Annotated in this window: 18 protein-coding genes and 2 pseudogenes; 13 read left to right on the top strand and 7 right to left on the bottom strand. The window is 71.0% G+C overall.

Going from position 1 to position 23,954, the window contains the following annotated elements:
- Positions 1 to 109: 109 nt before the first annotated feature.
- The 5 genes and pseudogenes from ACFP2V_RS28110 to ACFP2V_RS28090 form a co-directional block, all read right to left on the bottom strand.
- The gene (locus ACFP2V_RS28110; RefSeq protein WP_381218102.1) at positions 110 to 1,060 is read right to left on the bottom strand and encodes an alpha/beta fold hydrolase; all 951 of its coding nucleotides are present in this window, start codon (positions 1,058 to 1,060) and stop codon (positions 110 to 112) included.
- Entirely contained in the window at positions 1,057 to 1,545 is a 489-nt protein-coding gene (locus ACFP2V_RS28105) for a phage holin family protein (RefSeq protein WP_381218101.1), read from the bottom strand. Before ACFP2V_RS28105 ends, ACFP2V_RS28110 begins: the two co-directional genes overlap by 4 nt.
- Positions 1,546 to 1,747: 202 nt before the next feature.
- Complete coding sequence (gene nhaA, locus ACFP2V_RS28100) at positions 1,748 to 3,184, bottom strand: Na+/H+ antiporter NhaA (protein WP_381218100.1); 1,437 nt, start codon at positions 3,182 to 3,184, stop codon at positions 1,748 to 1,750.
- 276 nt (positions 3,185 to 3,460) lie between these two features.
- Entirely contained in the window at positions 3,461 to 5,416 is a 1,956-nt protein-coding gene (gene acs / locus ACFP2V_RS28095; protein ID WP_381218099.1) for an acetate--CoA ligase, read from the bottom strand.
- 207 nt (positions 5,417 to 5,623) lie between these two features.
- Positions 5,624 to 6,166: pseudogene (locus ACFP2V_RS28090) on the bottom strand (carbonic anhydrase); the annotation flags it as partial.
- 727 nt (positions 6,167 to 6,893) lie between these two features.
- Between ACFP2V_RS28090 and ACFP2V_RS28085 the strand changes: the two are divergent.
- On the top strand, positions 6,894 to 8,174 hold the full coding sequence (locus ACFP2V_RS28085; protein ID WP_381218098.1) for a polysaccharide deacetylase family protein: 1,281 nt from the start codon (positions 6,894 to 6,896) through the stop codon (positions 8,172 to 8,174).
- Between the two features lie 94 nt (positions 8,175 to 8,268).
- Positions 8,269 to 9,093 carry a Fic family protein gene (locus ACFP2V_RS28080; RefSeq protein ID WP_381218097.1) on the top strand — a complete coding sequence of 275 codons (825 nt, stop codon included), beginning with the start codon at positions 8,269 to 8,271 and terminating at the stop codon, positions 9,091 to 9,093.
- 448 nt (positions 9,094 to 9,541) lie between these two features.
- Here the strand turns inward: ACFP2V_RS28080 and ACFP2V_RS28075 are convergent, their stop codons facing one another.
- The gene (locus ACFP2V_RS28075; protein ID WP_381218096.1) at positions 9,542 to 10,375 is read right to left on the bottom strand and encodes an HAD family hydrolase; all 834 of its coding nucleotides are present in this window, start codon (positions 10,373 to 10,375) and stop codon (positions 9,542 to 9,544) included.
- A 578-nt stretch (positions 10,376 to 10,953) separates the two neighbouring features.
- Here ACFP2V_RS28075 and ssd point away from each other — a divergent pair.
- The 7 genes and pseudogenes from ssd to ACFP2V_RS28040 form a co-directional block, all read left to right on the top strand.
- The gene (gene ssd / locus ACFP2V_RS28070) at positions 10,954 to 12,060 is read left to right on the top strand and encodes a septum site-determining protein Ssd (RefSeq protein WP_381218095.1); all 1,107 of its coding nucleotides are present in this window, start codon (positions 10,954 to 10,956) and stop codon (positions 12,058 to 12,060) included.
- 209 nt (positions 12,061 to 12,269) lie between these two features.
- Entirely contained in the window at positions 12,270 to 13,472 is a 1,203-nt protein-coding gene (locus ACFP2V_RS28065; protein ID WP_381218093.1) for a TadA family conjugal transfer-associated ATPase, read from the top strand.
- A gap of 136 nt (positions 13,473 to 13,608) precedes the next feature.
- Positions 13,609 to 14,460, top strand: coding sequence for a type II secretion system F family protein (locus tag ACFP2V_RS28060; RefSeq protein ID WP_381218138.1), 852 nt, complete (start codon positions 13,609 to 13,611; stop codon positions 14,458 to 14,460).
- Positions 14,457 to 15,245, top strand: coding sequence for a type II secretion system F family protein (locus tag ACFP2V_RS28055; RefSeq protein WP_381218091.1), 789 nt, complete (start codon positions 14,457 to 14,459; stop codon positions 15,243 to 15,245). The genes ACFP2V_RS28060 and ACFP2V_RS28055 overlap by 4 nt, the downstream gene beginning before the upstream one ends.
- 85 nt (positions 15,246 to 15,330) lie before the next feature.
- Positions 15,331 to 15,540, top strand: coding sequence for a DUF4244 domain-containing protein (locus ACFP2V_RS28050; RefSeq protein WP_326754001.1), 210 nt, complete (start codon positions 15,331 to 15,333; stop codon positions 15,538 to 15,540).
- Positions 15,527 to 15,892, top strand: coding sequence for a TadE family type IV pilus minor pilin (locus tag ACFP2V_RS28045; RefSeq protein ID WP_381218088.1), 366 nt, complete (start codon positions 15,527 to 15,529; stop codon positions 15,890 to 15,892). The genes ACFP2V_RS28050 and ACFP2V_RS28045 overlap by 14 nt, the downstream gene beginning before the upstream one ends.
- Positions 15,893 to 16,155: 263 nt before the next feature.
- A pseudogene (locus ACFP2V_RS28040) lies at positions 16,156 to 16,506 on the top strand (Rv3654c family TadE-like protein); the annotation flags it as partial.
- A 115-nt stretch (positions 16,507 to 16,621) separates the two neighbouring features.
- Here the strand turns inward: ACFP2V_RS28040 and ACFP2V_RS28035 are convergent.
- Positions 16,622 to 19,141 carry a DEAD/DEAH box helicase gene (locus ACFP2V_RS28035; RefSeq protein WP_381218086.1) on the bottom strand — a complete coding sequence of 840 codons (2,520 nt, stop codon included), beginning with the start codon at positions 19,139 to 19,141 and terminating at the stop codon, positions 16,622 to 16,624.
- Positions 19,142 to 19,220: 79 nt separating this feature from the next.
- Between ACFP2V_RS28035 and bldG the strand changes: the two genes are divergently transcribed.
- The 4 genes from bldG (at position 19,221) to ACFP2V_RS28015 (ending at position 23,803) form a co-directional block, all read left to right on the top strand.
- On the top strand, positions 19,221 to 19,562 hold the full coding sequence (gene bldG, locus ACFP2V_RS28030) for an anti-sigma factor antagonist BldG (RefSeq protein WP_003991900.1): 342 nt from the start codon (positions 19,221 to 19,223) through the stop codon (positions 19,560 to 19,562).
- A 112-nt stretch (positions 19,563 to 19,674) separates the two neighbouring features.
- A complete protein-coding gene (locus tag ACFP2V_RS28025; RefSeq protein ID WP_381218083.1) occupies positions 19,675 to 20,103 on the top strand; it encodes an ATP-binding protein in 429 nt (142 codons plus the stop codon).
- A 505-nt stretch (positions 20,104 to 20,608) separates the two neighbouring features.
- Positions 20,609 to 23,014, top strand: coding sequence for a sodium-translocating pyrophosphatase (locus ACFP2V_RS28020; RefSeq protein WP_381218081.1), 2,406 nt, complete (start codon positions 20,609 to 20,611; stop codon positions 23,012 to 23,014).
- A 195-nt stretch (positions 23,015 to 23,209) separates the two neighbouring features.
- Complete coding sequence (locus ACFP2V_RS28015) at positions 23,210 to 23,803, top strand: small secreted protein (RefSeq protein WP_381218079.1); 594 nt, start codon at positions 23,210 to 23,212, stop codon at positions 23,801 to 23,803.
- Positions 23,804 to 23,954 lie beyond the last annotated feature (151 nt).

The raw sequence follows: 23,954 nt of genomic DNA, 5'->3' as shown, positions 1-23,954 counted from the left end.
GCAAGTGGCCGTTCGTAGGACAGGTGTTCAGATCTGATGGTCGGCCCTGCGTACCGGAAGGGGAAGCGGAAGGAGCGCGGAAGAGACGCGGGAGCCGCTCGGCGGGCTGTCAGCGGTCGGGTTCCGGGTCCTTCAGCCAGTTGATCAGCTCGGAGGAGAACGCCGCCGGGTCCTCCTCGTGCGGGAAGTGGCCGAGCCCGTCGAACAGCCGCCAGCGGTACGGCGCTTCGACGTACTCCCCGGACCCGGCGGCACTGCGGATGCCCACCACGGGGTCGAGCGAGCCGTGCAGATGCAGCGTCGGAACCCGCACCGGCCGCTTCATCCGGCGGTTGAACTGGATGCCGTCCGGCCGGGCCAGGGACCGCACCATCCACCGGTACGGCTCGATCGAGCAGTGCGCCGTGGACGGGATGCACATGGCCCGCCGGTAGTTCTCCAGCGCCTCCTCCTCGGGCCGGCGGGGCCCGGACCAGTCCTGGATCAGCTTGGCCACCAGCGCCCCGTCGTCCGTGGTGAGCTGCCGCTCCGGGACCCAGGGCCGCTGGAACCCCCAGATGTGAGACATGGCGGACGACTGCCTGACGTCGGCGATCATGGCCGCCCGCCAGCGCCGCGGATGCGGCATGGACGACACCGCGAGCCGTCGTACGAGCTTGGGGCGCATCGCCGCCGCCGTCCAGGCCAGGTATCCGCCCAGGTCGTGCCCGACCAGCGCGGCGTCCGGCTCGCCGAGGGAACGGATCACACCGGTGATGTCCAGCGCCAGGTTGGCCGGGTCGTAGCCGCGCGGTGTGCGGTCGCTGCCGCCGACGCCCCGCAGGTCCATGGCGACCGCGCGGAACCCGGCGTCGGCGAGCGCCGACAGCTGGTGCCGCCAGGTCCACCAGAACTGCGGGAAGCCGTGCAGCAGCAGCACCAGCGGCCCGTCGCCGGCCTCGGCGACGTGGAAACGCGCGCCGTTGGCGGCGACGTCCCGGTGGGTCACCTCGGCACCGCCCGGGATGTCGAGGCGTACGGCCGAGAGTGGTTGCGCCGAAGGAGTGGCGGGGTCCGTCATGAGGACGAGCGTGTCACAGCTTCGATCGCCTCGGGGACCCTCTCCTTGGGGAGCTCCGGACGCGGGTGCGGCTTGGCCTTCTGCAGCACGACCGCCGTGTCCTTCATCGAGGCGGCGACCTTCTGCGGGCCGCGGCCCTTCTTGGCCTTCTTCGCGAAGACGGTGCCGATCAGCGCGAGGACGAGCGCGACCAGCACGTTCGCCGCGAATGACAGTAGGAAGCAGACGGCGAGGTTCCAGTCGCTCCAGGTATGAATGCCGTAGGCCAGGGCGAAGCTCAGCATCGGCAGGGAGAACAGCAGTACGAGACCGGCCAGGGTGAACAGTCCGCCGCTCGTCGCGCCCCGCTGCGCATCCCGCTTGAGCTGTGCTTTCGCCAGTGCGATCTCGTCGTGCACCAGCGCGGACATGTTCTCCGTCGCCGAGGCGAACAATTGACCGATGCTGCGTTCGGCGCCGACCGGGCTGCCGTCGGGTGCGCTCATCGCGGTCTCCCTCTTCTGCTTTCGTCCTGCGTGCCTCTGCGTACCTCTGAGTAAGGATCAGTCTGCCGCCTGACGGCTCCTGTCCGCCCCATCACCTGCGTCGACCGCGTGTGTCCGGTTGTGCGTGTCCGACCGGTTCGGACCGGTTCGGACCGGTTCGGACTGGCTTCGGCTGTCCTGACTTTTGTACCGTTCCGTCAGATCATGCCGGACCGCCGTGATCCTCGCCTGCCCCGTCCGGTACTTCGGCAAGCCCGCCGTGTCCCTCGGCCTTCTCCCGGGCGAGCTGCCGGTGTTCGGCGGCCTTGCGCTCGTGGATCTCCGCCATGCGCAGGTGGTACGCCGGGTCGTCCTCCTCGTAGATGTCCGGGACGCCGCTGAGGTCGTCGTCGCGTTCCTCGTCCTCGGTCAGTTTGCGGTACTTGGCGTTCCTGATCCTCAGCAGCACGATGGCGATGGCGGTGGCGATCAGCGATCCGGTCAGGACGGCGGCCTTGACGCTGTCCACCATCGACGCGTCGTCCCCGAAGGCGAGTTCACCGATGAGCAGGGAGACGGTGAACCCGATCCCGGCGAGCGTCGCCACCGCCAGGACGTCCGCCCAGGCGAGGTCGTCGCTGAGCGACGCCCGGGTGAAGCGTGTGGTCAGCCACGTACCGCCGAAGATACCGACCGTCTTGCCGACGACGAGACCGAGGACCACACCGAGCGTCTCGGGCGCGGTGAACACGTCCGCGAGCGCGCTGCCGGAAACCGCCACACCCGCGCTGAACAGGGCGAACAGCGGGACCGCGAGGCCCGACGAGAAGGGCCGGACGAGATGCTCGATGTGCTCGCCGGGGGACTGCTCCTCACCCTCGCGGCGGTGGCAGCGCAGCATCAGGCCCATGGCGACACCGGCGACGGTGGCGTGGATCCCGCTGTTGTACATCAGGCCCCAGACGACCAGGGCGAGCGGCACGTACACGTACCAGCCGCGTACGCCCTTGCGCAGCAGCAGCCAGAAAGCGGCCAGGCCCACCACGGCACCGGCGAGCGCGAGGAAATCGAGGTCGGCGGTGAAGAAGACGGCGATGATCAGGATCGCGAAGAGGTCGTCGACGACGGCGAGGGTCAGCAGGAAGGCGCGCAGCGCGCTCGGCAGCGAGGTGCCGATGACCGCGAGCACGGCGAGCGCGAAGGCGATGTCGGTGGCGGTGGGCACGGCCCAGCCGGCCAGTGAACCGCCACCGATGCCGCTGGTGAGCGTGTAGACGAGGGCCGGTACGGCCATGCCGCACAGGGCGGCGACGACAGGGAGCACGGCGGCCCGGGGATCGCGCAGATCACCGGCGACGAGTTCGCGTTTGAGCTCGATGCCGGCGACGAAGAAGAAGACCGCGAGCAGTCCGTCGGCGGCCCAGTGCGCGACGGACAGGCTCAGGCCGAGCGCCTCGGGTCCGAAGTGGAAGTCGCTGACGCTCTCGTAGCTGTCGTGCACGGCGGGCACGTTCGCCCAGACCAGCGCGGTGATCGCGGCGAGGAGCAGCAGCATGCCGCCGATGGTCTCGGTGCGCAGCGCGTCCGCGACGTAGGTCCGCTCGGGCAGGGAGAGGCGGCCGAATGCCTTGCGCGGGCTGGGGGTGCGGGGGGCGGTCACGGGTGGTCCTCTGGTCGTCGGGCAGCACTGATCGCGTGCCGACCAGACTTCCCGGCGCTCCATGAGACAACTGTGTGGGGGATGGCCTGCTGTGGCCACCCTTCGTGGTCACTGTAGCCAACGTGCTCCGACACCGCACGAAGAGCTCTCGATGACGGACGTCACGGAGGCACCCGGCGCGCGTGCGACGCCGGGTGCCTCCGCGGCCCGTGGGCGGGCCGTGACCGGTGGGTCCCAGGGGAGAAACCAGGGACCCTCTTCGAGTCGGTCCTCGGTTCAGTCCTCGCTGGACGACTGGGGCAGCTTCGCCTGGATCAGATCCATTACCGCCGAGTCGGTCAGCGTCGTGACGTCCCCCAGCTCACGGTTCTCCGCGACGTCCCGCAGCAGGCGGCGCATGATCTTGCCGGAGCGGGTCTTCGGCAGCTCGTTCACCGGCAGGATCCGCTTGGGCTTGGCGATCGGGCCCAGCGTGGAACCCACGTGGTTGCGCAGCTCGGCGACCAGGTCCTCGGTCTCCGCGGCCGTACCGCGCAGGATCACGAAGGCGACGATGGCCTGCCCGGTCGTCTCGTCCGTCGCGCCGACCACGGCCGCCTCGGCGACCGACGGGTGGGAGACGAGCGCCGACTCCACCTCGGTGGTGGAGATGTTGTGCCCGGAGACCAGCATCACGTCGTCGACCCGGCCGAGCAGCCAGATGTCGCCGTCGTCGTCCTTCTTGGCACCGTCACCCGCGAAGTACTTGCCCTCGAAGCGGGACCAGTACGTGTCGAGGAACCGCTGGTCGTCGCCCCAGATGGTGCGCAGCATCGACGGCCACGGCTCGGTGAGGACCAGGTAGCCTCCGCCGCCGTTCGGTACCTCGCTCGCCTCGTCGTCGACGACGGTCGCGGCGATGCCGGGCAGCGGGGTCTGGGCGGAGCCCGGCTTGGCGGCGGTCACGCCCGGCAGCGGCGAGATCATGATCCCGCCGGTCTCGGTCTGCCACCAGGTGTCCACCACGGGGGTGCGGTCCGCGCCGATGTTCTTGCGGTACCAGATCCAGGCCTCGGGGTTGATCGGCTCGCCGACGGAGCCGAGGACCCGCAGCGAGGACAGGTCGAACTTCGCGGGGATGTCGTCGCCCCACTTCATGAACGTCCGGATCGCGGTGGGCGCCGTGTAGAGGATCGTCACGCCGTACTTCTGCACGATCTCCCAGAAGCGGCCCTGGTGCGGGGTGTCGGGCGTGCCCTCGTACATGACCTGGGTCGCGCCGTTGGCGAGTGGCCCGTAGACGATGTACGAGTGCCCGGTGACCCAGCCGACGTCGGCCGTGCACCAGAACACGTCCGTCTCCGGCTTGAGGTCGAAGACCGACCAGTGGGTGTACGCCGTCTGGGTGAGGTAACCGCCGGAGGTGTGCAGGATGCCCTTCGGCTTACCCGTGGTGCCGGAGGTGTAGAGGATGAACAGCGGCTGCTCGGCCTCGAACGCCTCAGGGGTGTGCTCGGTGCTCTGGCCCCCCACGAGGTCGTGCCACCACACGTCGCGGCCCTCGGTCCAGGCGACGTCCTGGCCGGTGCGGCGGACGACGAGGACATGCTGCACGTTGTCGACGCGGCCGGCCGCCTCGTCCACGGCGGGCTTGAGCGCGGAGGGCTTGCCGCGCCGGTAGCCGCCGTCGGCGGTGATGACGACCTTGGCGTCGGCGTCCTGGATGCGGGTCGCGAGTGCGTCCGCCGAGAAGCCGCCGAAGACGACGGAGTGCGCGGCGCCGATCCGGGCGCAGGCCAGCATCGCGATCGCGGCCTCGGGGATCATCGGGAGGTAGACGGCGACCCGGTCGCCCTTTTGGACCCCCAGCTCCAGCAGGGCGTTGGCGGCCTGGGAGACCTCGTCCTTGAGCTGGGCATAGGTGATCGCGCGGCTGTCGCCGGGCTCGCCCTCGAAGTGGATGGCGACCCGGTCGCCGTGCCCGGCCTCGACATGCCGGTCCACACAGTTGTAGGCGACGTTGAGCTCGCCGTCCTTGAACCACTTGGCGAACGGCGGGTTCGACCAGTCGAGGGTCTCGGTGGGCTCCTTGGCCCAGGTCAGTCGGCGGGCCTGCTCGGCCCAGAAACCGAGCCTGTCAGCCTTGGCCTGTTCGTACGCCTCCGCGGTGACGTTGGCGTGGGCGGCCAGGTCGGCGGGGGGTGTGAACCTGCGCTCTTCCTTAAGCAGGTTGGCCAGGCTTTCGTTGCTCACGGCATCTGCCTTTCCCGGAGTGTCCGTTGTGTCCCAGGCCACAGCTCATCAGACCCAGGGGTGTGCTGACAAGGGTCGCCGGCAAAGTGGTTTAGACCTTTTGAGGTTGGCCGGCTGCTTCCGTGGCCAGGGGTCATCCCTACCCACGGACGCCGGTGGTGCGCGGTTCACCCTCGGCAATGCCTCGTATGCCCGGAGGGCGGGTTTTCACAGCGTCGGGTCCTCGGCCCGTACCCGGTCGAACACCCACTCTCCGGCCGCCTTGGTGAGGAGATACGCCTGCGCCTCCCCCACGTGGAAGTAGAGGCCATGGAGCGTCAGGAACTCGTCCTTCAGGGCGCGGGCCACCGATTCGTGGGCGCGCAGGTGCTCCAACTGCTGGACGACGTTGGCCAGGCAGAGCTGCTCGGCCGTGTCGGCCGGCGCCCGCCCGGCCAGTCGCACCCAGGGTCCGCTCCCGTCCCGCACGCGCTTCAGACTCGGCAGCCCGTGCCGCAGCCACCGTCTCAGCGGTGTGCGGGCACTCGGGCTGCCGTCCGGCTGGGGGTCGAGCAGCGCCTGCATCGCACCGCAGCCCGAGTGCCCGCACACCGTGATGGAGCGCACCGCCAGCACCTCCACGGCGTACTCGAGGGCGGCCGCCACCGAGTCGTCACCGCTCTCCTCGCCGGGCGGTGGCACGAGGTTGCCGACGTTGCGGACCACGAACAGGTCGCCCGGGCCACTGGAGGTGATCATCGAGGTGACCAGCGCGGCCGGGTCGGTGACCTGGAGCGGAGAGCCGTCGATCCGTCCGGCGACGATCCCGCCCGCGGCGGCGGCGACCAGGCCGGCCTGGAGCGGCGCGCCGGTGGCGAGGGCGATGCCGAGGGGCAGGGGCAGGGGCAGGGCGATCAGGGAGACCGCGACGGCGGCTGACAGATCCGCGCCCGCGATGCGCGGGCGGCGGTGCCGGGCCGGCGGCGGACTGTGCGGCGGATGGGCGCGCTCGGGCCGGTTCGAGTCGGTGGTACGGGTGGGAACACAGGCTGGCATGCTTCCCGTCTCCTCCGGGGCTGCGCGGTCGTGGAAAGGGGGTGAGTCGCTCGACGGCGGGGGTGGACGCGGCCGTGGGGCACGGCGTCAGAACGGCGGGATCCGGCAACGGCGAGTGTGGCTACTGCGAGGTCTGGTAACGGCGGGATCAAGCGCGGGAGCAAGCGCGGGCGGGACCGGTCAAGGCGAGGAGGTGTCTCGACGACATGGGATCCCAACTATCAGTAAACGAATCGTAATTCAGAGTAAAGGGTAGGCATGGACTTTCCCGGCAAACGGGGCAACGAATCACCTTCAAAGGTGAAGAGGGCATTTAATCGGCTTGTCGTACTAATTCCTTCTCGGTCCCATGCGACTTTGGCGGCGTTGCCGGCGCGGGCCGGCGCAGCACCAGGCATCCCCCGCCAGGGTTGGCCCGAGAGAAGGAAGAAGGTGGGCGGACATGGTCGCCACCCGAAGGATCGCCGTGGGCGCCGTGGGCGCCGTGATCACCGCGGTCTGCGCCGCCTCGCTCGCCGGCTGCGGAACCGGCACCGACGGCTCCAGGAGGGAATTGCACGGCCCCGAGAGGGCGAAGCCGGCGCAGGCACCGGAAAGGGCGGTCCGACTGATCGGCGACGGCTCCACCGCGTACACCGGGACGCAGCCGCACCTGATCAAGCCCGAGCGGCTGAAGCCGGGCGAGAGGCCCCCGCAGTTCGTCGTCTTCTCGTGGGACGGCGCGGGTGAGGACAGCCAGAAGCTCTTCTCCCACTTCCGCAAGGTCGCCCAGGAGAACAACGCGACCATGACGTACTTCCTGAGCGGCGTGTACATGCTTCCGGAGGAGAAGCGCGACCTGTACCGACCGCCGCAGCACTCGCCGGGCCGGTCCGACATCGGCTTCAACGACGCGGAGGGCATCGCCGCCACGGTGGAGCAACTGCGCTCGGCGTGGTTGGAGGGCAACGAGATCGGCACCCACTTCAACGGCCACTTCTGTGGCGCCGACGGCGGGGTCGGCGAGTGGTCGGTGGCGGAGTGGAAGGACGAGATCGCCCAGGCCAAGTGGTTCGTGAAGGCATGGAAGACACACGCCGGCCTGAAGAACGAGGCCCCGCTGCCCTTCGACTACGACAAGGAGCTCATCGGCGCCCGCACCCCCTGCCTGGAGGGCCAGGAGAACTTCATGAAGGCGGCGAGCGAGCTGGGCTTCCGCTACGACACCAGCGGAGTCAACAACCAGGTGTGGCCGAAGAGGGAGCAGGGGCTGTGGGATCTGTCGCTGCAGCTCGTCCCCTTCCCCGGGCACTCCTTCGAGCAGCTCACCATGGACTACAACTTCATGGTCAACCAGTCCGGCACCACCACCCAGGGCGATCCCGCGAAGCACGAACTGTGGGGCGACCAGATGCGGGACGGCCTGGTCGCGGGCTTCCAGCGGGCCTACGACGGCAACCGGGCACCCCTGATCATCGGCAACCACTTCGAGTCCTGGAACGGCGGCACCTACATGCGTGCCGTCGAGGAGACCGTTGAGGCGGTGTGCGCCAAGCCCGAGGTGCGCTGTGTCTCCTTCCGGCAGCTCGCGGACTGGCTGGATGCCCAGGACCCGCAGACCCTGGAGAAGCTGCGCACCCTGGATGTGGGCGAGAGCCCGAAGGGGGGCTGGAAGTCCTTCTTGTCCGCCAAGCCCGCTCCGGCCCCCAAGGGCGTGCCCGGGGTGCCCGCGGCCAAGGGGTGAGCGGCGGCCTGCACCGTGGCCGCGAGCGGCGATCCGGCGTGAAGAAGGCCACTCCTTCGAGGAGTGGGCGCCGGAAGTGCGTAATGTCGTACTCATGAGTACGACAGGGGCGACCGCCGATCCGCTCGTGGCCCTGGGCTCGCTGCCCGGTGTGGCCGACTCCGTGGAATCCGTGCGCAAGGCCGTGGACCGGGTCTACGGACACCGGGTCATGCGGCGGCGCAGCAACGAGATCACCTCCGAAGCGGCGCTGCGTGGCGCCCGCGGCTCGGCAGCGCTGTCCGGCGCGGACTGGGCGCTGGAGGAGGTGCGCAGGCGCAGCGACTTCGGCACCGACGACGAGGCACGCACGATGGGTGCCGCGCTGCGGCTGTCCGCCGAGGCGGGCCAGCTGCTGACCATCTGGCGGCAGTCGCCGCTGAGGGTGCTCGCCCGGCTGCACCTGGTGGCGGCGGCCGACCGCGCCGACCAGGTCGGGCGGCCCCGCAAGGAGGGCGAGCCGGTCGACGAGCCCTTGGTCGGCCTCCCGCTACCCGGTGCGGCGGAGGCGCACGGCAGGCTGGAGGGCCTGACCGAGCTGATCGTCGCGGGCGGTTCCGCCCCGGCGCTGGTCACGGCCGCCGTCGTACACGGCGAGCTGCTCGCGCTGCGCCCCTTCACCTCCTGCAACGGCCTTCTCGCACGTACGGCCGAGCGCATCGTGCTGGTCGGCAGCGGGCTGGACCCGAAGTCGGTCTGCCCTGCCGAGGCCGGCCATGCCGAACTGGGCCGCGAGGCCTATCTGACGGCTCTGGAGGGATACGTCTCCGGCACCCCCGAGGGCGTGGCCGCCTGGATCGCCCATTGCGGACGGGCGGTCGAGTTGGGGGCGCGTGAGTCCATGGCGGTGTGCGAGGCACTGCAGCGCGGGGCGGCGTAACGCGCGCGTGGGGCCGGCCTGCGCGTGGAGTGGAAACGCGAAGGCGGCACAGCGATAAGAGACGTTTGCGTGGCATTCGCGCAGAAATGCGGCGGTACGAATTTCTCGTACCGCCGCTGGCACGTCCACCTGGTTACCAAGCGTCCTCGATATATGCCCATCAGGTCGGGAACTCTGCCCGTCCCTGGTGCGGCTGGCCCGTAATCGACGGGTCGACGTCGCGTGGGTGCCCTGTGGCCATGCTCGGTCCGTGGGGCCAAATGCGTTGTGAAGGTGATCCTCTCGGATGTCCTTGGTCTCGCGGGCCGCTGAATCCTTTGTACTCCAGGTTCCAAGCAAGCGGAAGTGGGGGGCCCACTTCTTTACTTTTACGCTCAAAGGCGCACCAATCGGACGCCGGTGTGCCGGACGGGAGCCGGCCCGGTCGGTGCGCCTTCGCGGTGGCCGGTCAGGCCACCGTCGCGCGGCGTCGGCTGGTGTACCAGACCAGGCCCGCGGTGGCCGCGGCGGCTCCTATGGCGGCAGCCGCCACCAGGGCCGGGCGAGGCGGAACGGAGAGCGCGGGGAGGCGCTGCTTGAGCCGGACGGGCCGGTGGAAGTCCAGGATCGGCCACTCGCGTGCGACGGCTTCGCGGCGCAGTGCCCGGTCCGGGTTCACGGCGTGCGGGCGGCCCACGGACTCCAGCATCGGCAGATCGGTCACCGAGTCGCTGTAGGCGTAGCAGCGGGCGAGGTCGTAGCCCTCCGACTCGGCCAGCTCCCTGATCGCCTCGGCCTTCGTCGGGCCGTACGCGTAGTACTCCACATCTCCGGTGAAGCACCCGTCGTCACCCACGACCATGCGGGTGGCGACGACCCGGTCCGCACCCAGCAGCTCGCCGATCGGCTCGACCACCTCGGCGCCCGAGGTGGACACGATCACCACGTCTCGGCCGGCGGTGTGATGCTGCTCGATGAGGGTGGCGGCCTCGTCGTAGATGATCGGGTCGATCAGGTCGTGCAGGGTCTCGGCGACGATCTCCTTGACCTGTTGGACGTTCCAGCCGCGGCACAGTGCGGACAGGTACTTGCGCATCCGCTCCATCTGGTCGTGGTCGGCACCGCCGGCCAGGAAGACGAACTGGGTATATGCGGTACGCAGGACTGCCCTGCGGTTGATCAGGCCGCCTTGGTAGAACGACTTGCTGAACGTGAGCGTGCTCGACTTCGCAATGACCGTCTTGTCCAGATCGAAGAAGGCGGCTGCGCGGGGCAGTGAGTGGTTTTCCACGCCCCTGAGCATAGGTGCAGCCCATTCGGCGTAAAGTATGGCGCGTGGGTTTGCCTGAGAGGGCTCTCGGGTACACCATGGAAGTCACGGATCGTTCGCGACCGTGCGAACCCGGTCCGGCTCCTCCCCCCCCGAGTCGGCCGTGGGGACGACCCCCGCTCTCCCCCCCGGCGGGGGTCGTCGCATGTCCGGGTGGGTTTTCTCTTCTTCTCGGCACGGCCGAGGCGCCGCTTGTCGGCCGGGTCCCGACTGAATTGTCATGCGCATGCCTTATGACTCCGTGTAGTCATGAGGCTGCTCTGCGGGATTCACGCATGGGCTGCCCGAGGCTCACCGATGTGGGTGACGGCGATATTCACAAGCGTCGACCTGTCCACAGTTTTTGACCAAGATCCACACGATTCTCCGGATCGCTGCACCGTGATTCCAACGCATCCCGCTCACGGCGGGTTCACCACCCGTTCCGTTTGTCGAGTCGCGTACGGCCGGTTTCTGTCGGCCGTTCATATCGAGGCCGCTTGCCGGTTCTCGCACGTTTGGGAATCGCGGGGCCGCAGAGGCACCGCGAGATGCAGCGAAGGGGGAAGGAAATGGCAGGAACCGTCACACACGATCCGCCGCCCGCCGCCGGAGGAGGCAGGCAGGGCGGACCGCTGATCATCACCGAGGACGCCGGGCTTCTCGACGACCTGCTGCGCCTGTGCGCGGCGGCCGGTGCCACCCCGGAGGTCCATCACGGGGTGCCGGAACGGCGGGGAAGTTGGGAGGCCGCACCGCTCGTCCTCGTCGGTGACGATGCCGCGCGGCGCGTGCGCGGTGCCGCGCGGCGGCGCGGAGTGGTGCTGGTCGGCCGCGACCAGGACGACTCCGGCGTCTGGCGCCGGGCCGTCGAGATCGGCGCCGACCATGTGCTGATGCTGCCCGACGGCGAGCAATGGCTGGTCGACCGCATCGCCGATGTGGCCGAGGGCGTCGGCCGGCCGGCCCTGACCGTCGGTGTCCTCGGCGGCCGGGGCGGAGCCGGCGCCTCCACGCTCGCGTGCGCGCTCGCCGTCACTTCGGCGCGTGAGGGGCTGCGCACTCTCCTGGTGGACGCGGATCCACTGGGCGGCGGACTCGACGTGGTCCTCGGCGGCGAAACGGCGGAAGGGCTGCGCTGGCCCGCTTTCGCCGCCTCACGGGGACGGGTCGGCGGCGGCGCCCTGGAGGAGTCACTGCCCGAACTGCACTCCCTGCGAGTGCTCAGCTGGGACCGCGGCGACTGCGTCACCGTACCGCCGCAGGCCGTACGCGCGGTGCTCGCCGCGGCCCGGCGCGGGGGCGGCACGGTCGTGGTGGACCTGCCGCGGCGCGTCGACACCGGGGTGGCCGAGATCCTCGCGCAACTCGACCTCGGGCTCTTGGTGGTCCCCGCCGAGCTGCGCGCCGTCGCGGCGGCCGGACGCGTCGCCTCCGCCGTCGGCATGGTCCTGCGCGACCTGCGGGTGGCGGTGCGCGGACCGTACGCACCCGGTCTCGACGACCGCGAGGTGGCCCGGCTGCTCGGACTGCCCCTCGTCGGCGACGTACCCGTCGAGCCCGGCCTGCAGCACCCGCCCGGCTCGGGACGGCCGCCCGGGGCGTCCGGCCGGAGCCCGTTGGCCCGGTTCTGCAAGGAGTTCTGGGAGCGGGCGCTGGTGGAGACGAGGGCCGCATGAACAGCGGAGGGCGTCAGAGGACGAAGGGGCCGCACGGGATGCCGGTGGGCGGCCGGGAGGGCGTGGTGCCCGTGGAGACGTGTGGGGTGCCGCCGGCGGGGTTCGGGGTCATGGCTCCGATGGGGGTCGGAGGTGGCGGTGTGGCTGCCGCGGGCTCCCGTAGCGCAGGGGCGGTGGGGAGCGGGGCCGGGGCGCCGGTGGCGGGAGAGATGTCCGGTACGCCGGAGAGCACGTCGGGGGGCGGGCCCGGAATGCCTGCCGGACTGCTCGACGGGGTACGGCGGTGGCTCGCGGAGAGCGGCTCCGAACCGACGCCCGCGCGGGTGGCGCAGGCCCTGCGGGAGCAGGGACGGGTGCTCGGCGCCGCCGAAGTGCTGGGTGCCGCGGAACAGTTGCGGTCCGAACTGATCGGCAGCGGCCCGCTGGACCCGCTGCTCGCCGACCGCTCGGTCACCGACGTGCTCGTGTCGGCACCCGACAGGGTCTGGGTGGACCGGGGCGGCGGACTGGAGCTGACGGGCGTCTCCTTCCCGGACGCGGTGGCCGTACGCAGGCTCGCCCAGCGGCTCGCCGCCGTGGCCGGCCGGCGCCTGGACGACGCCCGGCCCTGGGTCGACGCGCGGCTGACCGACGGGACGCGGCTGCACGCCGTGCTGCCCCCGGTGGCCGTCGGCTGCACCTGCCTGTCGCTGCGCGTCGTACGGCCCCGCGCCTTCACCCTGGACGAACTGACGGCGGCGGGAACGGTGCCGCCGGGCGGCGACCGGATCCTGCGCGCGCTGCTCGACGCGCGGCTGTCCTTCCTGGTCAGCGGCGGCACCGGGACCGGCAAGACGACCTTGCTCAGTGCATTGCTGGGGCTGGTCGGTCCGGGCGAGCGGATCGTCCTCGCCGAGGACTCGGCCGAACTGCGGCCCGACCATCCGCACGTCGTACGCCTGGAGACCCGGCCCGCGAACCAGGAGGGTGCCGGGCTCGTCACGCTCGAGGACCTGGTGCGCCAGGCGCTGCGGATGCGGCCGGACCTGCTGGTCGTGGGTGAGGTGCGCGGCCCCGAGGTGGTCCATCTGCTGGCAGCCCTCAACACCGGACACGAAGGCGCCGGGACCGTCCACGCCAATGCCGCCGCAGACGTACCCGCTCGGCTGGAAGCGCTCGGCACGGCGGCCGGGCTCGACCGTTTCGGGCTGCACAGCCAGCTGGCGGCCGCCCTGTCCGTGGTGCTGCACCTCGTCCGTGACCGGACCGGCCGACGACGGATCGCTGAGGTGCACGTGCTGGAACGGGACCCGTCGGGGCTGGTGCGGACGGTGCCCGCGCTGCGCTGGAGCCCCGACGCGTTCGTCCCCGAGCGGGGGTGGGAGCGGCTGCGGGAACTGCTCCGGAACACCGGCGACGGTGGCGGACTGTGAGTGGGCGGTTCGTGGGAGGTCGGCTCGCGGAAGAGCGGCCGCTGGGCGATCAGCCCATGAACGAGCGGCCGTTGAACCGGTGAAGGCGGCAGATGGTGAGAGGGGACCGAGGGTGGACGGGACTGCCGGGATGTCGATGGGGACGGCCACGGTGTGCCTCGGGGCCGCCGGGTGGCTGCTGGGCGGCCGGCGGGCCGGAGCCAGGCGGGCACGGCTGCTGCTGGCCGGTGGGGGACCGGCCGGGAGCGGGCCGCCGGGATGGCCCCGGGCGATCCGCGCGTGGGGACGCATCCGGGGACGGCTGCGGGCCGAATGGTGGGCCCTGGCCGCCGGGGCGGCGTTGGCACTGCTGGGCACATCGGTGCTGCCGCTCGTCGCGGGCGCGGCCGGGGTGCCGCTGCTGCGGCGGGTGCAGCTGGCCGCTGGGGAGCGCCGGGTCCGTGAGCGCAGGGGCGACGCGGTGATCGCGCTGTGCGGGGCCCTCGCCGGGGAGGTGCGCGCAGGGCGACAGCCGGGTGAGGCACTGTCACCGGCCGCGCGTGACTCCGGCGGGCTCGGCGACGCCCAGGCGGCGGTGCTGGCGGCCGCACGGTTCGGCGGGGATGTCCCGGACGGGCTCGTGGTGGTGGCGCGGCAGCCGGGCGCCGAAGGGCTTCGCGGGCTCGCAGCGTGCTGGCGGGTCGCAGTGGACCAGGGGGCGGGGCTCGCGGCCGGACTCGACCGGCTGGAAGCGGCGCTGCGTGCCGAACGGGACCAGCGTGCCGACCTGCGCGCCCAGCTGGCCGGCGCCCGCGCCACCGCGGTGATGCTCGCGGGGCTCCCCGTCCTGGGGCTGGGGCTCGGCGCGGCCCTCGGAGCCGACCCCCTGCACATCCTCCTGCACACCCCGTCGGGGCTCGGCTGCCTTGCGGCCGGCGGGGTCCTGGAGGGTCTGGGGCTGTGGTGGGTGCTGCGGATCATGCGGGGCGCCGAGGAGGCGTCGGTATGAGCGGCGACGTTCTCCACGGACTGGGGGTCGTCGTGGGGGTGGCGCCGGTACTCGGCTGGCCGGCCTGGTGGCTGCGCCACGCGCGGTGCGAGCGCCGGCTGCGACGACGGCTGGCCGAGACGCTGGCCGTGGAACAGGCGGCGGCCCGGCCGCGCCTCACGGTGCCGAGAGGCGCGCGCGGTTGGCTGCCCCCGGTGGGAGCGGCCTGCGCGGGCTGGGTGCTGGTGGGCGGTCTCGCCGGAGTGCTGGTGGGGCTGGCCGGTGCCGTCGGACTGTGGCGGTGGCGCCTGCGGCAGACGGCGGCCGGGGCGCACGAGCGGGAACGTGCCGCGGCCCGTGCGGCGCGGCAACTCCCTCTTGCCGCCGATCTGCTGGCCGCCTGCATCGCGGCCGGCGCCGGGCCAGTGCCCGCCGCGCAGGCGGTCGGCGAGGCCCTGGGCGGGCCGGTCGGGGACGCGCTGGCCAGAGGCGCGGCGGAGGTGCGGCTCGGTGGGGAACCGGGCGCGGCCTGGCGCCGACTGGCCGCCGTGCCGGGAGCCGGGGCCCTGGCCCGGCTGCTGGAACGGGCCGATGTGTCCGGGCTCCCCATGGCCGCGCCCGTTGCGCGGCTCGCCGTGGAGTCCCGCGCGCAGTGGGCCCGCGAGGCGACGGCACGGGCACGGCGGGCCGCCGTCATGGTCACCGCGCCGGTGGGTCTGTGCTTCCTGCCCGCCTTCGTCGCGGTCGGCGTGCTGCCCGTGGTGATCGGACTGGCCGGCGGGGTGCTGGGAGGAGGTGGTCGATGACGGGAGAGAACCGAAAGCGGCGGCAGGGCAGACGGACAGACAGTCGAGTGGTGTTTCAACAGGAAATTCCCATAAGGGGGTTGAGATGTATCAGGTGGTACGGGCGCGGCTGCGTGCCCTGGTGTGCAGGATGCGCGCGGCACGGAAGGACACCGGAATGGTCACTTCCGAGTACGCCATGGGCATCGTGGCGGCGGTGGCGTTCGCCGTCGTGCTCTACAAGGTGGTCACGAGCGGCCCGGTCGACGCGGCGCTGACGAAGATCGTGGAGCAGGCGCTCGATGGCCGGATGTGAGCGGCGCTCGGACCGTGGCTTCGTGACGGCGGAGTCGGCGATGGCGCTGCCCGTGCTGGTGATGTTCGCGATGGCGCTGGTGTGGGGGCTGTTGGTGGTGGCGGCGCAGATCCAGTGTGTGGACGCGGCCCGCACCGGTGCCCGCGCGGCGGCCCGGCAGGACTCCCCCGGTGCGGTCGTCGAGGTGGCCCGCCGGGCGGCGCCGTCCGGCGCGGAGGTCACCGTGCGCCGGGAGGCGACGCAGGTTCGTGTGGTCGTCGTGGCCAGGCCCCCGTTATTGCGCGGGCTGCCCTTCGAGGTACGGGAGGAGGCGGTGGCGGCCGTGGAGGAGACGGTGGGGGCGGACACGTGAAGTACGAGATCCATGACCGGCGACGACGGCAGAGCGGCCGGGTTCGCGGCCGAGGGCGTGGGCGTGGGCATGAGCGTGGGCGTGGGCGTGGGGCCGGTCCGCCGGACCGGGGGCCCGAGCGCCATGCCGGTGGGGAGTGCGACGGGGCGCGTGCCGCACCGGCCGGGCAGGAGGCCGGGCCCGGGCGCGGCTTCCGCCGGGCCGGCTGCCGGCACCGGGACGGCGGCCGTCGCCCGGCCCGGGGTCCAGGTCGGCACCGGTACCCCGGACAAGGCCCCGACCGGGGCTCCGCGACCGTCTGGAGTGTCGGGGTCATCGCCGTGCTGTGTGTCGTCTTCGGCGTCGTCCTCACCCTGGGGCAGGCCGTCGTGGTCCGGCATCGGGCGGCCGGCGGTGCGGACCTCGCCGCACTGGCGGCGGCGGACCGGTGGATGGACGGTACGGCGGCGGCCTGTGCGCGAGCCGGCCGGGTGGCCGGGGCGCAGGGCACGCGCCTGGTGCGGTGCACGGTCGAGGGCGAGGTCTCGGACGTGTCGGTGGCCGCGGGACGAGGACCGTTCGAGGCGGAGGTCAGGGCGCGGGCGGGGCCGGCCGGTCCGCCAGGGCTGGTCTGAACGAATCCCCGCCCGCTCAGCGGAGCCTTGCGAGCGCACGCACCGGACGCCGCTGAGCCCACCCTCCGGGCGGACGACGGGTATATGCCGGACAGCCCCTGGCCACCGCTGCCGTTCACTCCTGGTCGGCCTCCGCCGCCATGCCGCCCGTCCGGTCCGTCCCGTCCGCCTCCGCCGCGTTCTCCTTCGCCGGCGCGCCCTCCAGCAGCACCGTGAGGAGCCGTACCGCACCTCGTTTGTGCAGCGGTTCGTTGCCGTTTCCGCACTTGGGGGACTGGATGCAGGACGGGCAACCGGCCTCGCACTCGCAGGAGGAGATGGCCTGCCGGGTGGCGGTGAGCCAGTCGCCGGCGGTGTGGAAGGCGCGCTCCGCGAAGCCGGCCCCGCCCGGATGACCGTCGTAGACGAAGACGGTGGGCAGCAAGGTGTCGGGGTGCAGGGGCACGGAGACCCCGCCGATGTCCCAGCGGTCGCAGGTCGCGAAGAGGGGCAGCATGCCGATCGACGCGTGCTCGGCGGCGTGCAGGGCGCCGCCGAGGATCTCCGGATTGATCCGGGCCCGGTCCAGCTGGTCCTCGGTGACCGTCCACCACACCGCGCGGGTGCGCAGCGTACGGGGCGGCAGGTCGAGTTTCGTCTCGCCCAGTACCTCGCCGGTGATGACACGTCGACGCAGGAAGGAGACCACCTGGTTGGTGACCTCGACGGAGCCGTAGCACAGGCGGCCGTCGCCCCACGGGATCTCGGTGTCCGTCTCCAGTACGGAGATCGACGTCGTGTCGCGGGCGACCGTCGTGTAGGCCGGGGCGGCCTGTTCGACCAGGGCGACGGAATCCTCCAGGTCGAGGGATCGGACGAGGTACGTGCGGCCCTGGTGCAGATGGACCGCGCCCTCGTGGACGGTCGTGTGCGCGGCGCCGGCGTCCACCGTGCCCAGCAGCCGTCCCGTACCGTCCTCGACGACCTGGACGGGACGGCCGCCCTCCCCTCGGATGTCGGTCAGGTCGGCGGCCCGTTCCCGGCGGGTCCAGTGCCAGGCCCTGGTCCGGCGGCGGAGTAGCTTCGCGGCCTCCAACTGCGGCAGGAGCTCCTCGGTGGACGGCCCGAACAGCTCCAGGTCCTCGTCCGTCAGCGGCAGCTCCTCGGCCGCCGCGCACAGGTGCGGGGCGAGCACGTAGGGGTTGTCGGGGTCGAGGACGGTGGATTCCACGGGCCGGTCGAACAGGGCCTCGGGGTGGTGGACGAGGAAGGTGTCCAGGGGATCGTCGCGGGCGACCATGACGGCGAGGGCGCCCTGCCCGGACCGTCCCGCACGGCCCGCCTGCTGCCACAGGGACGCCCGGGTGCCCGGGTAGCCGGCGATCACCACGGCGTCCAGGCCGGAGACGTCCACGCCGAGTTCCAGGGCGTTCGTCGCGGCGAGTCCGAGGAGTTCGCCGGAGTGCAGGGCGCGTTCGAGGGCGCGGCGCTCCTCGGGGAGATAGCCGCCCCGGTAGGCCGCCACCCGCCGGACCAGCGAACGGTCGACCTCGGCCAGGCGTTCCCGGGCGATCACCGAGATCAGCTCGGCACCGCGCCGGGAGCGTACGAAGGTGACCGAGCGGACGCCCTGCACGGTGAGGTCGGTCAGCAGGTCGGCTGCCTCGGCGGTGGCGGTGCGGCGGACGGGGGCGCCCTTCTCGCCGTGCAGCTCGGTCAGGGGAGGCTCCCAGAGGGCGAACACCAGTTCACCGCGAGGCGAGGCGTCGTCGGCGACCTCGACCACCGGCAGCCCGGTGAGGCGGCGGGCGGCGACCGCGGGCTCGGCGGCGGTCGCGGAGGCGAGCAGGAACACGGGCGAGGCGCCGTAGCGGGCGCAGAGGCGGCGCAGCCGACGCAGCACCTGGGCGACGTGCGAGCCGAAGACGCCCCGGTAGGTGTGGCACTCGTCGATGACGACGTACTTCAGCGACTTCAGGAAGGAGGACCAGCGGGCGTGGGACGGGAGGATGCCCCGGTGCAGCATGTCCGGGTTGGTCAGGACGTAGTTGGCGTACTGGCGGATCCACTCGCGTTCCTCGAACGGAGTGTCGCCGTCGTGGACCGCCGCGCGCACCGAATGGCCCAGAGGATGTGAAAGTTCCTTCACAGCACGGCACTGGTCGGCCGCCAGGGCTTTCGTGGGAGCCAGGTAGAGGGCGGTCGCACCGCGGCCGTTCGGGGCCTCGGAGCCGTCCAGGAGCGCCGACAGGACCGGCGTGAGATACGCCAGGGACTTGCCGGAGGCGGTCCCGGTGGCGACCACGACCGACTCGCCGTCCAGGGCGTGCTCGGCGGCGCGTGCCTGGTGGGCCCACGGATGGTCGATGCCCGAGGCCTGTACGGCGGCGAGCACCTCCGCCCGGATCCGATCCGGCCAGACGGCATGGCGACCCGCTCGCGGGGGCAAGTGCTCCGTATGAGTAATGCGCGAAGCCCTGCTCGGCCCGGCGGCGAGCCGGTCGAGGAGCGCCCCCGGCGAGGGCTGGGGAGCGCTGTCCGCCGGGGACCGATCGGGTCGGAGATTCTTGGCCATCGGCACCGAGTGTGTCACCGGCATGACGGACAATGGGGCCAAGGCGTCGTGCACGCCTGCCGGTAAGTGATTGAATGCCATCGCGGCTGGCGAACCGTCCCGGGGGCTGAGCCGAGATGCCCCAAGGGCGACCGCTCGATAGCTAGGTGCTGGAGGATCCGTGGACCTGTCCCTGTCGACCGAGACCATGGGCGATCGCACGATCGTCAGGGTCGGTGGCGAAATCGACGTATATACCGCGCCCAAGCTGCGCGAGCAGCTGGTCGAGCTGGTGAATGACGGCAGTTTCCACCTTGTCGTCGACATGGAGGGTGTGGACTTCCTCGATTCAACCGGACTCGGCGTGCTGGTCGGCGGCCTGAAGCGTGTGCGTGCCCATGAGGGCTCGTTGCGCCTGGTCTGCAACCAGGAGCGCATTCTCAAGATCTTCCGCATCACCGGCCTCACCAAGGTGTTCCCGATTCACACCTCGGTCGAGGAAGCGGTGGCGGCCACCGACTGATCACCGGTCCCGGGCGTCCGCGCCCGGGAGAGCAGTGAAGTACGAGGAGGACCGGGCTCTTCGGCGGCCCGGTGCCTTCCCACGGCACGCCCGAAGTCTGCGAGGGGGATGCATGGCCACCGTTGAACTCCGCTTCAGCGCGCTGCCCGAGCATGTCAGGACCGCCCGACTGGTGGCGGCAGCGGTGGCGCGCAGGGCCGGAGTGGACGAGGCGGTCCTCGACGAGGTCCGGCTCGCCGTCGGTGAGGCGTGCACCCGTGCCGTCGGACTGCACCAGAACGGCGGAATCTCGGCCCCTGTGAAGGTGCTGCTGATCGAGGAGGAGAAGCAGTTCTCCATCGAGGTCGGCGACGAGGCGCCCCACGCGGTCCCCGGCGGGCGCACGCCCGGTGGCGGGCCCGGGGCCGAGACCGAGGAGGACGAGATGGGCCTCGCGGTCATCAGCGGGCTCGTCGACGATGTCGAGGTCAGTGCCGGGGAGCACGGCGGATCGATCCGCATGAGGTGGTCCACCACGCCGCTGGCCACCTTCCCCGTCTGATTCCCCGTCTGACCGAACGTATCCGGCTCACCCAATTAACTCAATTCACCCAACTCGCCTGCCTCACTCGATTGCACCCGAATCGCCTGATTCGCTCGCTTCACCCGAACGGCGACTCATACCGAAGGGCCCCACCCGTGGGGCCCTTCGGCATGTGCGGGTGTCATCGTCCGCGCCTACAGTGGTCCCTGTGCCGGCCTTCCTCGCCGAGCGGTCCCTGGGCGAGCGGTCCACAGTAGCGTTCATCGCGTGAATTCATTCACGATCGGCCGGGCGATCAAAGAGGTTTTTGCGTGATCACTGAGAGGATCATTCGTCTGATCAGGTGAATGATCCGTCGAATGCCTCAGTGGCGTTACGGATTTCGGTTCCCGGGCCGTCCGACGATCATTGCGTGAAGGACACGTGTGGCCATTTACATTTAACGCGCTCTGTTTTGATCAGGTTCCGGGTACCTACAATCCCGTCCACATCTTGAGCTCAGCCCAAGCGTCAAGGAGGACGAATGGCGGGGCTTTTCCTCTCACAACAGCCGGGCCAACCCATCTCCCTCGCAGCTGCCGTGCTGACCGACGACAACCGTGTGCTCGTGGTGGTCATCGGGGTCGTAGCACTGGCGGCGCTGACCGTCGCGGGGGTCCTGGTGCGCCAGGTCCTCGCGGCCGGCGAGGGCACCGAAAAAATGAAGGAGATCGCCGCGGCGGTCCAGGAGGGCGCGAACGCCTATCTGGCCCGCCAGCTGCGCACGCTCGGCGTATTCGCCGCCGTCGTGTTCTTCCTGCTTCTGCTGCTGCCCGCGGACGACTGGAATCAGCGTGCCGGTCGATCGGTGTTCTTCCTGATCGGAGCGACGTTCTCGGCGACCACCGGATATATCGGCATGTGGCTCGCCGTCCGCAGCAATGTGCGAGTCGCCGCGGCGGCCCGCGAGGCGACACCGGCTCCCGGAGAGCCGGAAAAGGATCTCACCGCCGTCTCGCACAAAGCGATGAAGATCGCTTTTCGCACGGGCGGCGTGGTCGGCATGTTCACCGTCGGGCTCGGCCTGCTGGGCGCCGCCTGCGTGGTGCTCGTGTACGCGGCCGACGCGCCGAAGGTGCTCGAGGGCTTCGGGCTCGGGGCCGCGCTGATCGCGATGTTCATGCGCGTCGGTGGCGGCATCTTCACCAAGGCCGCCGACGTCGGCGCCGACCTGGTCGGCAAGGTCGAGAAGGGCATTCCGGAGGACGATCCGCGCAATGCCGCGACCATCGCCGACAACGTGGGCGACAACGTCGGCGACTGCGCGGGCATGGCGGCCGACCTCTTCGAGTCGTACGCCGTGACGCTGGTGGCCGCGCTCATCCTGGGCTCGGCCGCCTTCGGCAACGCCGGACTGGCCTTCCCGCTGCTCGTGCCCGCGATCGGCGTCCTCACCGCGATGGTCGGCATCTTCGCGGTGGCCCCCAGACACGCCGACCGCAGCGGCATGAGCGCGATCAACCGCGGGTTCTTCCTCTCCGCGGTGATCTCACTCGTCCTGGTCGCGATCGCCGTGTACAGCTATCTGCCGTCGTCGTACGCCGGCCTCGACGGCGTCACCGACGCGGCGATCCAGGGCAAGGCCGGCGACCCGCGGATCCTCGCGCTCGTCGCGGTGGCCATCGGCATCGTGCTCGCCGCCCTGATCCAGCAACTCACCGGCTACTTCACCGAGACCACCCGGCGTCCCGTCAAGGACATCGGGAAGACCTCGCTCACCGGCCCGGCCACCGTCATCCTCGCCGGGATCTCCCTGGGGCTCGAATCGGCCGTCTACACCGCCCTGCTGATCGGCCTCGGCGTGTACGGGGCGTTCCTGCTCGGCGGTACGTCGATCATGCTGGCGCTGTTCGCGGTGGCGCTGGCCGGCACCGGTCTGCTCACCACGGTCGGTGTGATCGTCGCGATGGACACCTTCGGGCCGGTCTCCGACAACGCTCAGGGCATCGCCGAGATGTCCGGCGACGTCGAGGGCGCCGGCGCCCAGGTGCTCACCGATCTGGACGCCGTCGGCAACACCACCAAGGCGATCACCAAGGGCATCGCCATCGCCACGGCGGTCCTCGCGGCGGCGGCCCTGTTCGGCTCGTACCGCGACGCCATCACCACCGGCGCGCGGGGCGTGGGCGAACGGTTCAGCGGTGAGGGCGCGCCGTTGAGTCTGATGATGGACATCTCGCAGCCCAACAACCTCGTCGGACTCATCGCGGGCGCGGCGGTCGTCTTCCTCTTCTCGGGGCTGGCGATCAACGCGGTCTCGCGGTCGGCGGGTGCGGTGGTCTTCGAGGTGCGGCGGCAGTTCCGTGAGAAGCCCGGGATCATGGACTACAGCGAGAAGCCGGAGTACGGCAAGGTCGTCGACATCTGCACCAAGGACGCCCTGCGCGAACTCGCCACCCCCGGTCTGCTGGCCGTGATGGCACCCATCTTCATCGGGTTCACGCTCGGCGTCGGGGCACTCGGCGCCTTCCTCGCGGGCGCGATCGGCGCGGGCACACTCATGGCGGTGTTCCTCGCCAACTCCGGTGGCGCGTGGGACAACGCCAAGAAGCTCGTCGAGGACGGCCACCACGGCGGCAAGGGCAGCGAGGCCCACGAGGCGACCATCATCGGCGACACCGTCGGCGACCCCTTCAAGGACACCGCGGGGCCGGCCATCAACCCGCTGCTGAAGGTGATGAACCTGGTGGCGCTGCTCATCGCGCCCGCGGTCATCCAGTTCTCCTACGGCGCGGACAAGAACGTCGGCGTGCGGGTGCTGATCGCGGTTCTCGCCCTGGCGGTGATCGTCGGCTCGGTGTACGTGTCCAAACGGCGCGGGATCGCCATGGGTGACGAAGGCGATGCCGAACCGGACTCCAAGTCGGTCGATCCGGCGGTGGTTTCGTAGGACCGGCCACCGAGGCCCAGCTCAAGGTGCGGGCGGACGGCGCGTGTTGACGACGCGTCGTCCGCCCGCACTGTGCGGTGTACGCCCCCGTCGTGAGCCTTCTCTCGCTGGTGCAAATGGCTTCAAAAATGGTCTTAGCAGACGTTCGCCGGGGAGATGTCGCGCATCTGACGTGTATGTTCCGGGCCGGGAGCCATGGAAGGGGCCGATCCGGTGAACAAGAAGCTCGCGGCCGCGCTGTCCGGCGGTGCGGTACTGGTACTGGCGCTGACGGGATGCGGCGGCGGCGACAACAACAACGAGAAGCTGAACTCCTGGGCGGACCAGGTCTGCGGCGCGGTGCAGCCGCAGGCGAAGAAGATCCAGGCCGCCAACGCCGCGATCCAGAAGGAGACCTCGGACAACAGCACCCCGGAAGAGGTCCAGAAGACCGACTCGAAAGCCTTCCAGGACATGTCCGACGCCTACAAGGCGATCGGTGCGGCCGTGACCAAGGCGGGGGCACCGGACGTCGAGAACGGCGAGAAGAAGCAGACGGACGCGGTCAAGGAGCTCAACAGCATCTCCGCGTCGTACGCCTCGCTGAAGAAACAGGTCGACGGGCTCGACACGGACGACCAGGCGAAGTTCGCCGACGGCCTGAAGGGCATCGCCACCGAGCTGGACAAGCTCAGCAAGAGCGGCAACGACGCCCTCAAGACGCTGGAGGAGGGCAAGGTCGGCGAGGCGATGGCCCGGCAGGCCAGTTGCAAGACGGCCACCGGCCCGGTGCAGACCACGACGGGCTGACGGCGCGACAGCGCACAGCCGCCCTCACCCCGCGCACCCTGGGGCCGCCGCGGCCGCCCGCCACGGTCTCGACGGCCGCCACCGCCGAGGCAGTCGTGACCGCTGAGGCAGTCGCGGCGGTCACGGCACGCGCGGGGTGAGGATGGCGGCC

This window comes from Streptomyces incanus (assembly GCF_042656345.1).
In the GTDB taxonomy this organism is placed as follows: Bacteria; Actinomycetota; Actinomycetes; order Streptomycetales; family Streptomycetaceae; genus Streptomyces; species Streptomyces incanus.
The sequence above is the reverse complement of the archived record's forward strand: the minus strand, read 5'-3'. Positions and strand labels throughout refer to the sequence as shown.

Excerpts from the sequence above, each read along its gene's own strand:
- ACFP2V_RS28110 (WP_381218102.1), bottom strand. The coding sequence starts at position 1,060 with ATGACGGACCCCGCCACTCCTTCGGCGCAACCACTCTCGGCCGTACGC.
- ACFP2V_RS28105 (WP_381218101.1), bottom strand. The coding sequence starts at position 1,545 with ATGAGCGCACCCGACGGCAGCCCGGTCGGCGCCGAACGCAGCATCGGT.
- ACFP2V_RS28085 (WP_381218098.1), top strand. The coding sequence starts at position 6,894 with ATGGTCGCCACCCGAAGGATCGCCGTGGGCGCCGTGGGCGCCGTGATC.
- ACFP2V_RS28080 (WP_381218097.1), top strand. The coding sequence starts at position 8,269 with ATGAGTACGACAGGGGCGACCGCCGATCCGCTCGTGGCCCTGGGCTCG.
- ACFP2V_RS28075 (WP_381218096.1), bottom strand. The coding sequence starts at position 10,375 with ATGCTCAGGGGCGTGGAAAACCACTCACTGCCCCGCGCAGCCGCCTTC.
- ssd (WP_381218095.1), top strand. The coding sequence starts at position 10,954 with ATGGCAGGAACCGTCACACACGATCCGCCGCCCGCCGCCGGAGGAGGC.
- ACFP2V_RS28065 (WP_381218093.1), top strand. The coding sequence starts at position 12,270 with ATGTCCGGTACGCCGGAGAGCACGTCGGGGGGCGGGCCCGGAATGCCT.
- ACFP2V_RS28060 (WP_381218138.1), top strand. The coding sequence starts at position 13,609 with ATGGGGACGGCCACGGTGTGCCTCGGGGCCGCCGGGTGGCTGCTGGGC.
- ACFP2V_RS28055 (WP_381218091.1), top strand. The coding sequence starts at position 14,457 with ATGAGCGGCGACGTTCTCCACGGACTGGGGGTCGTCGTGGGGGTGGCG.
- ACFP2V_RS28050 (WP_326754001.1), top strand. The coding sequence starts at position 15,331 with ATGTATCAGGTGGTACGGGCGCGGCTGCGTGCCCTGGTGTGCAGGATG.
- ACFP2V_RS28045 (WP_381218088.1), top strand. The coding sequence starts at position 15,527 with ATGGCCGGATGTGAGCGGCGCTCGGACCGTGGCTTCGTGACGGCGGAG.
- ACFP2V_RS28035 (WP_381218086.1), bottom strand. The coding sequence starts at position 19,141 with ATGGCATTCAATCACTTACCGGCAGGCGTGCACGACGCCTTGGCCCCA.
- ACFP2V_RS28025 (WP_381218083.1), top strand. The coding sequence starts at position 19,675 with ATGGCCACCGTTGAACTCCGCTTCAGCGCGCTGCCCGAGCATGTCAGG.
- ACFP2V_RS28020 (WP_381218081.1), top strand. The coding sequence starts at position 20,609 with ATGGCGGGGCTTTTCCTCTCACAACAGCCGGGCCAACCCATCTCCCTC.
- ACFP2V_RS28015 (WP_381218079.1), top strand. The coding sequence starts at position 23,210 with ATGGAAGGGGCCGATCCGGTGAACAAGAAGCTCGCGGCCGCGCTGTCC.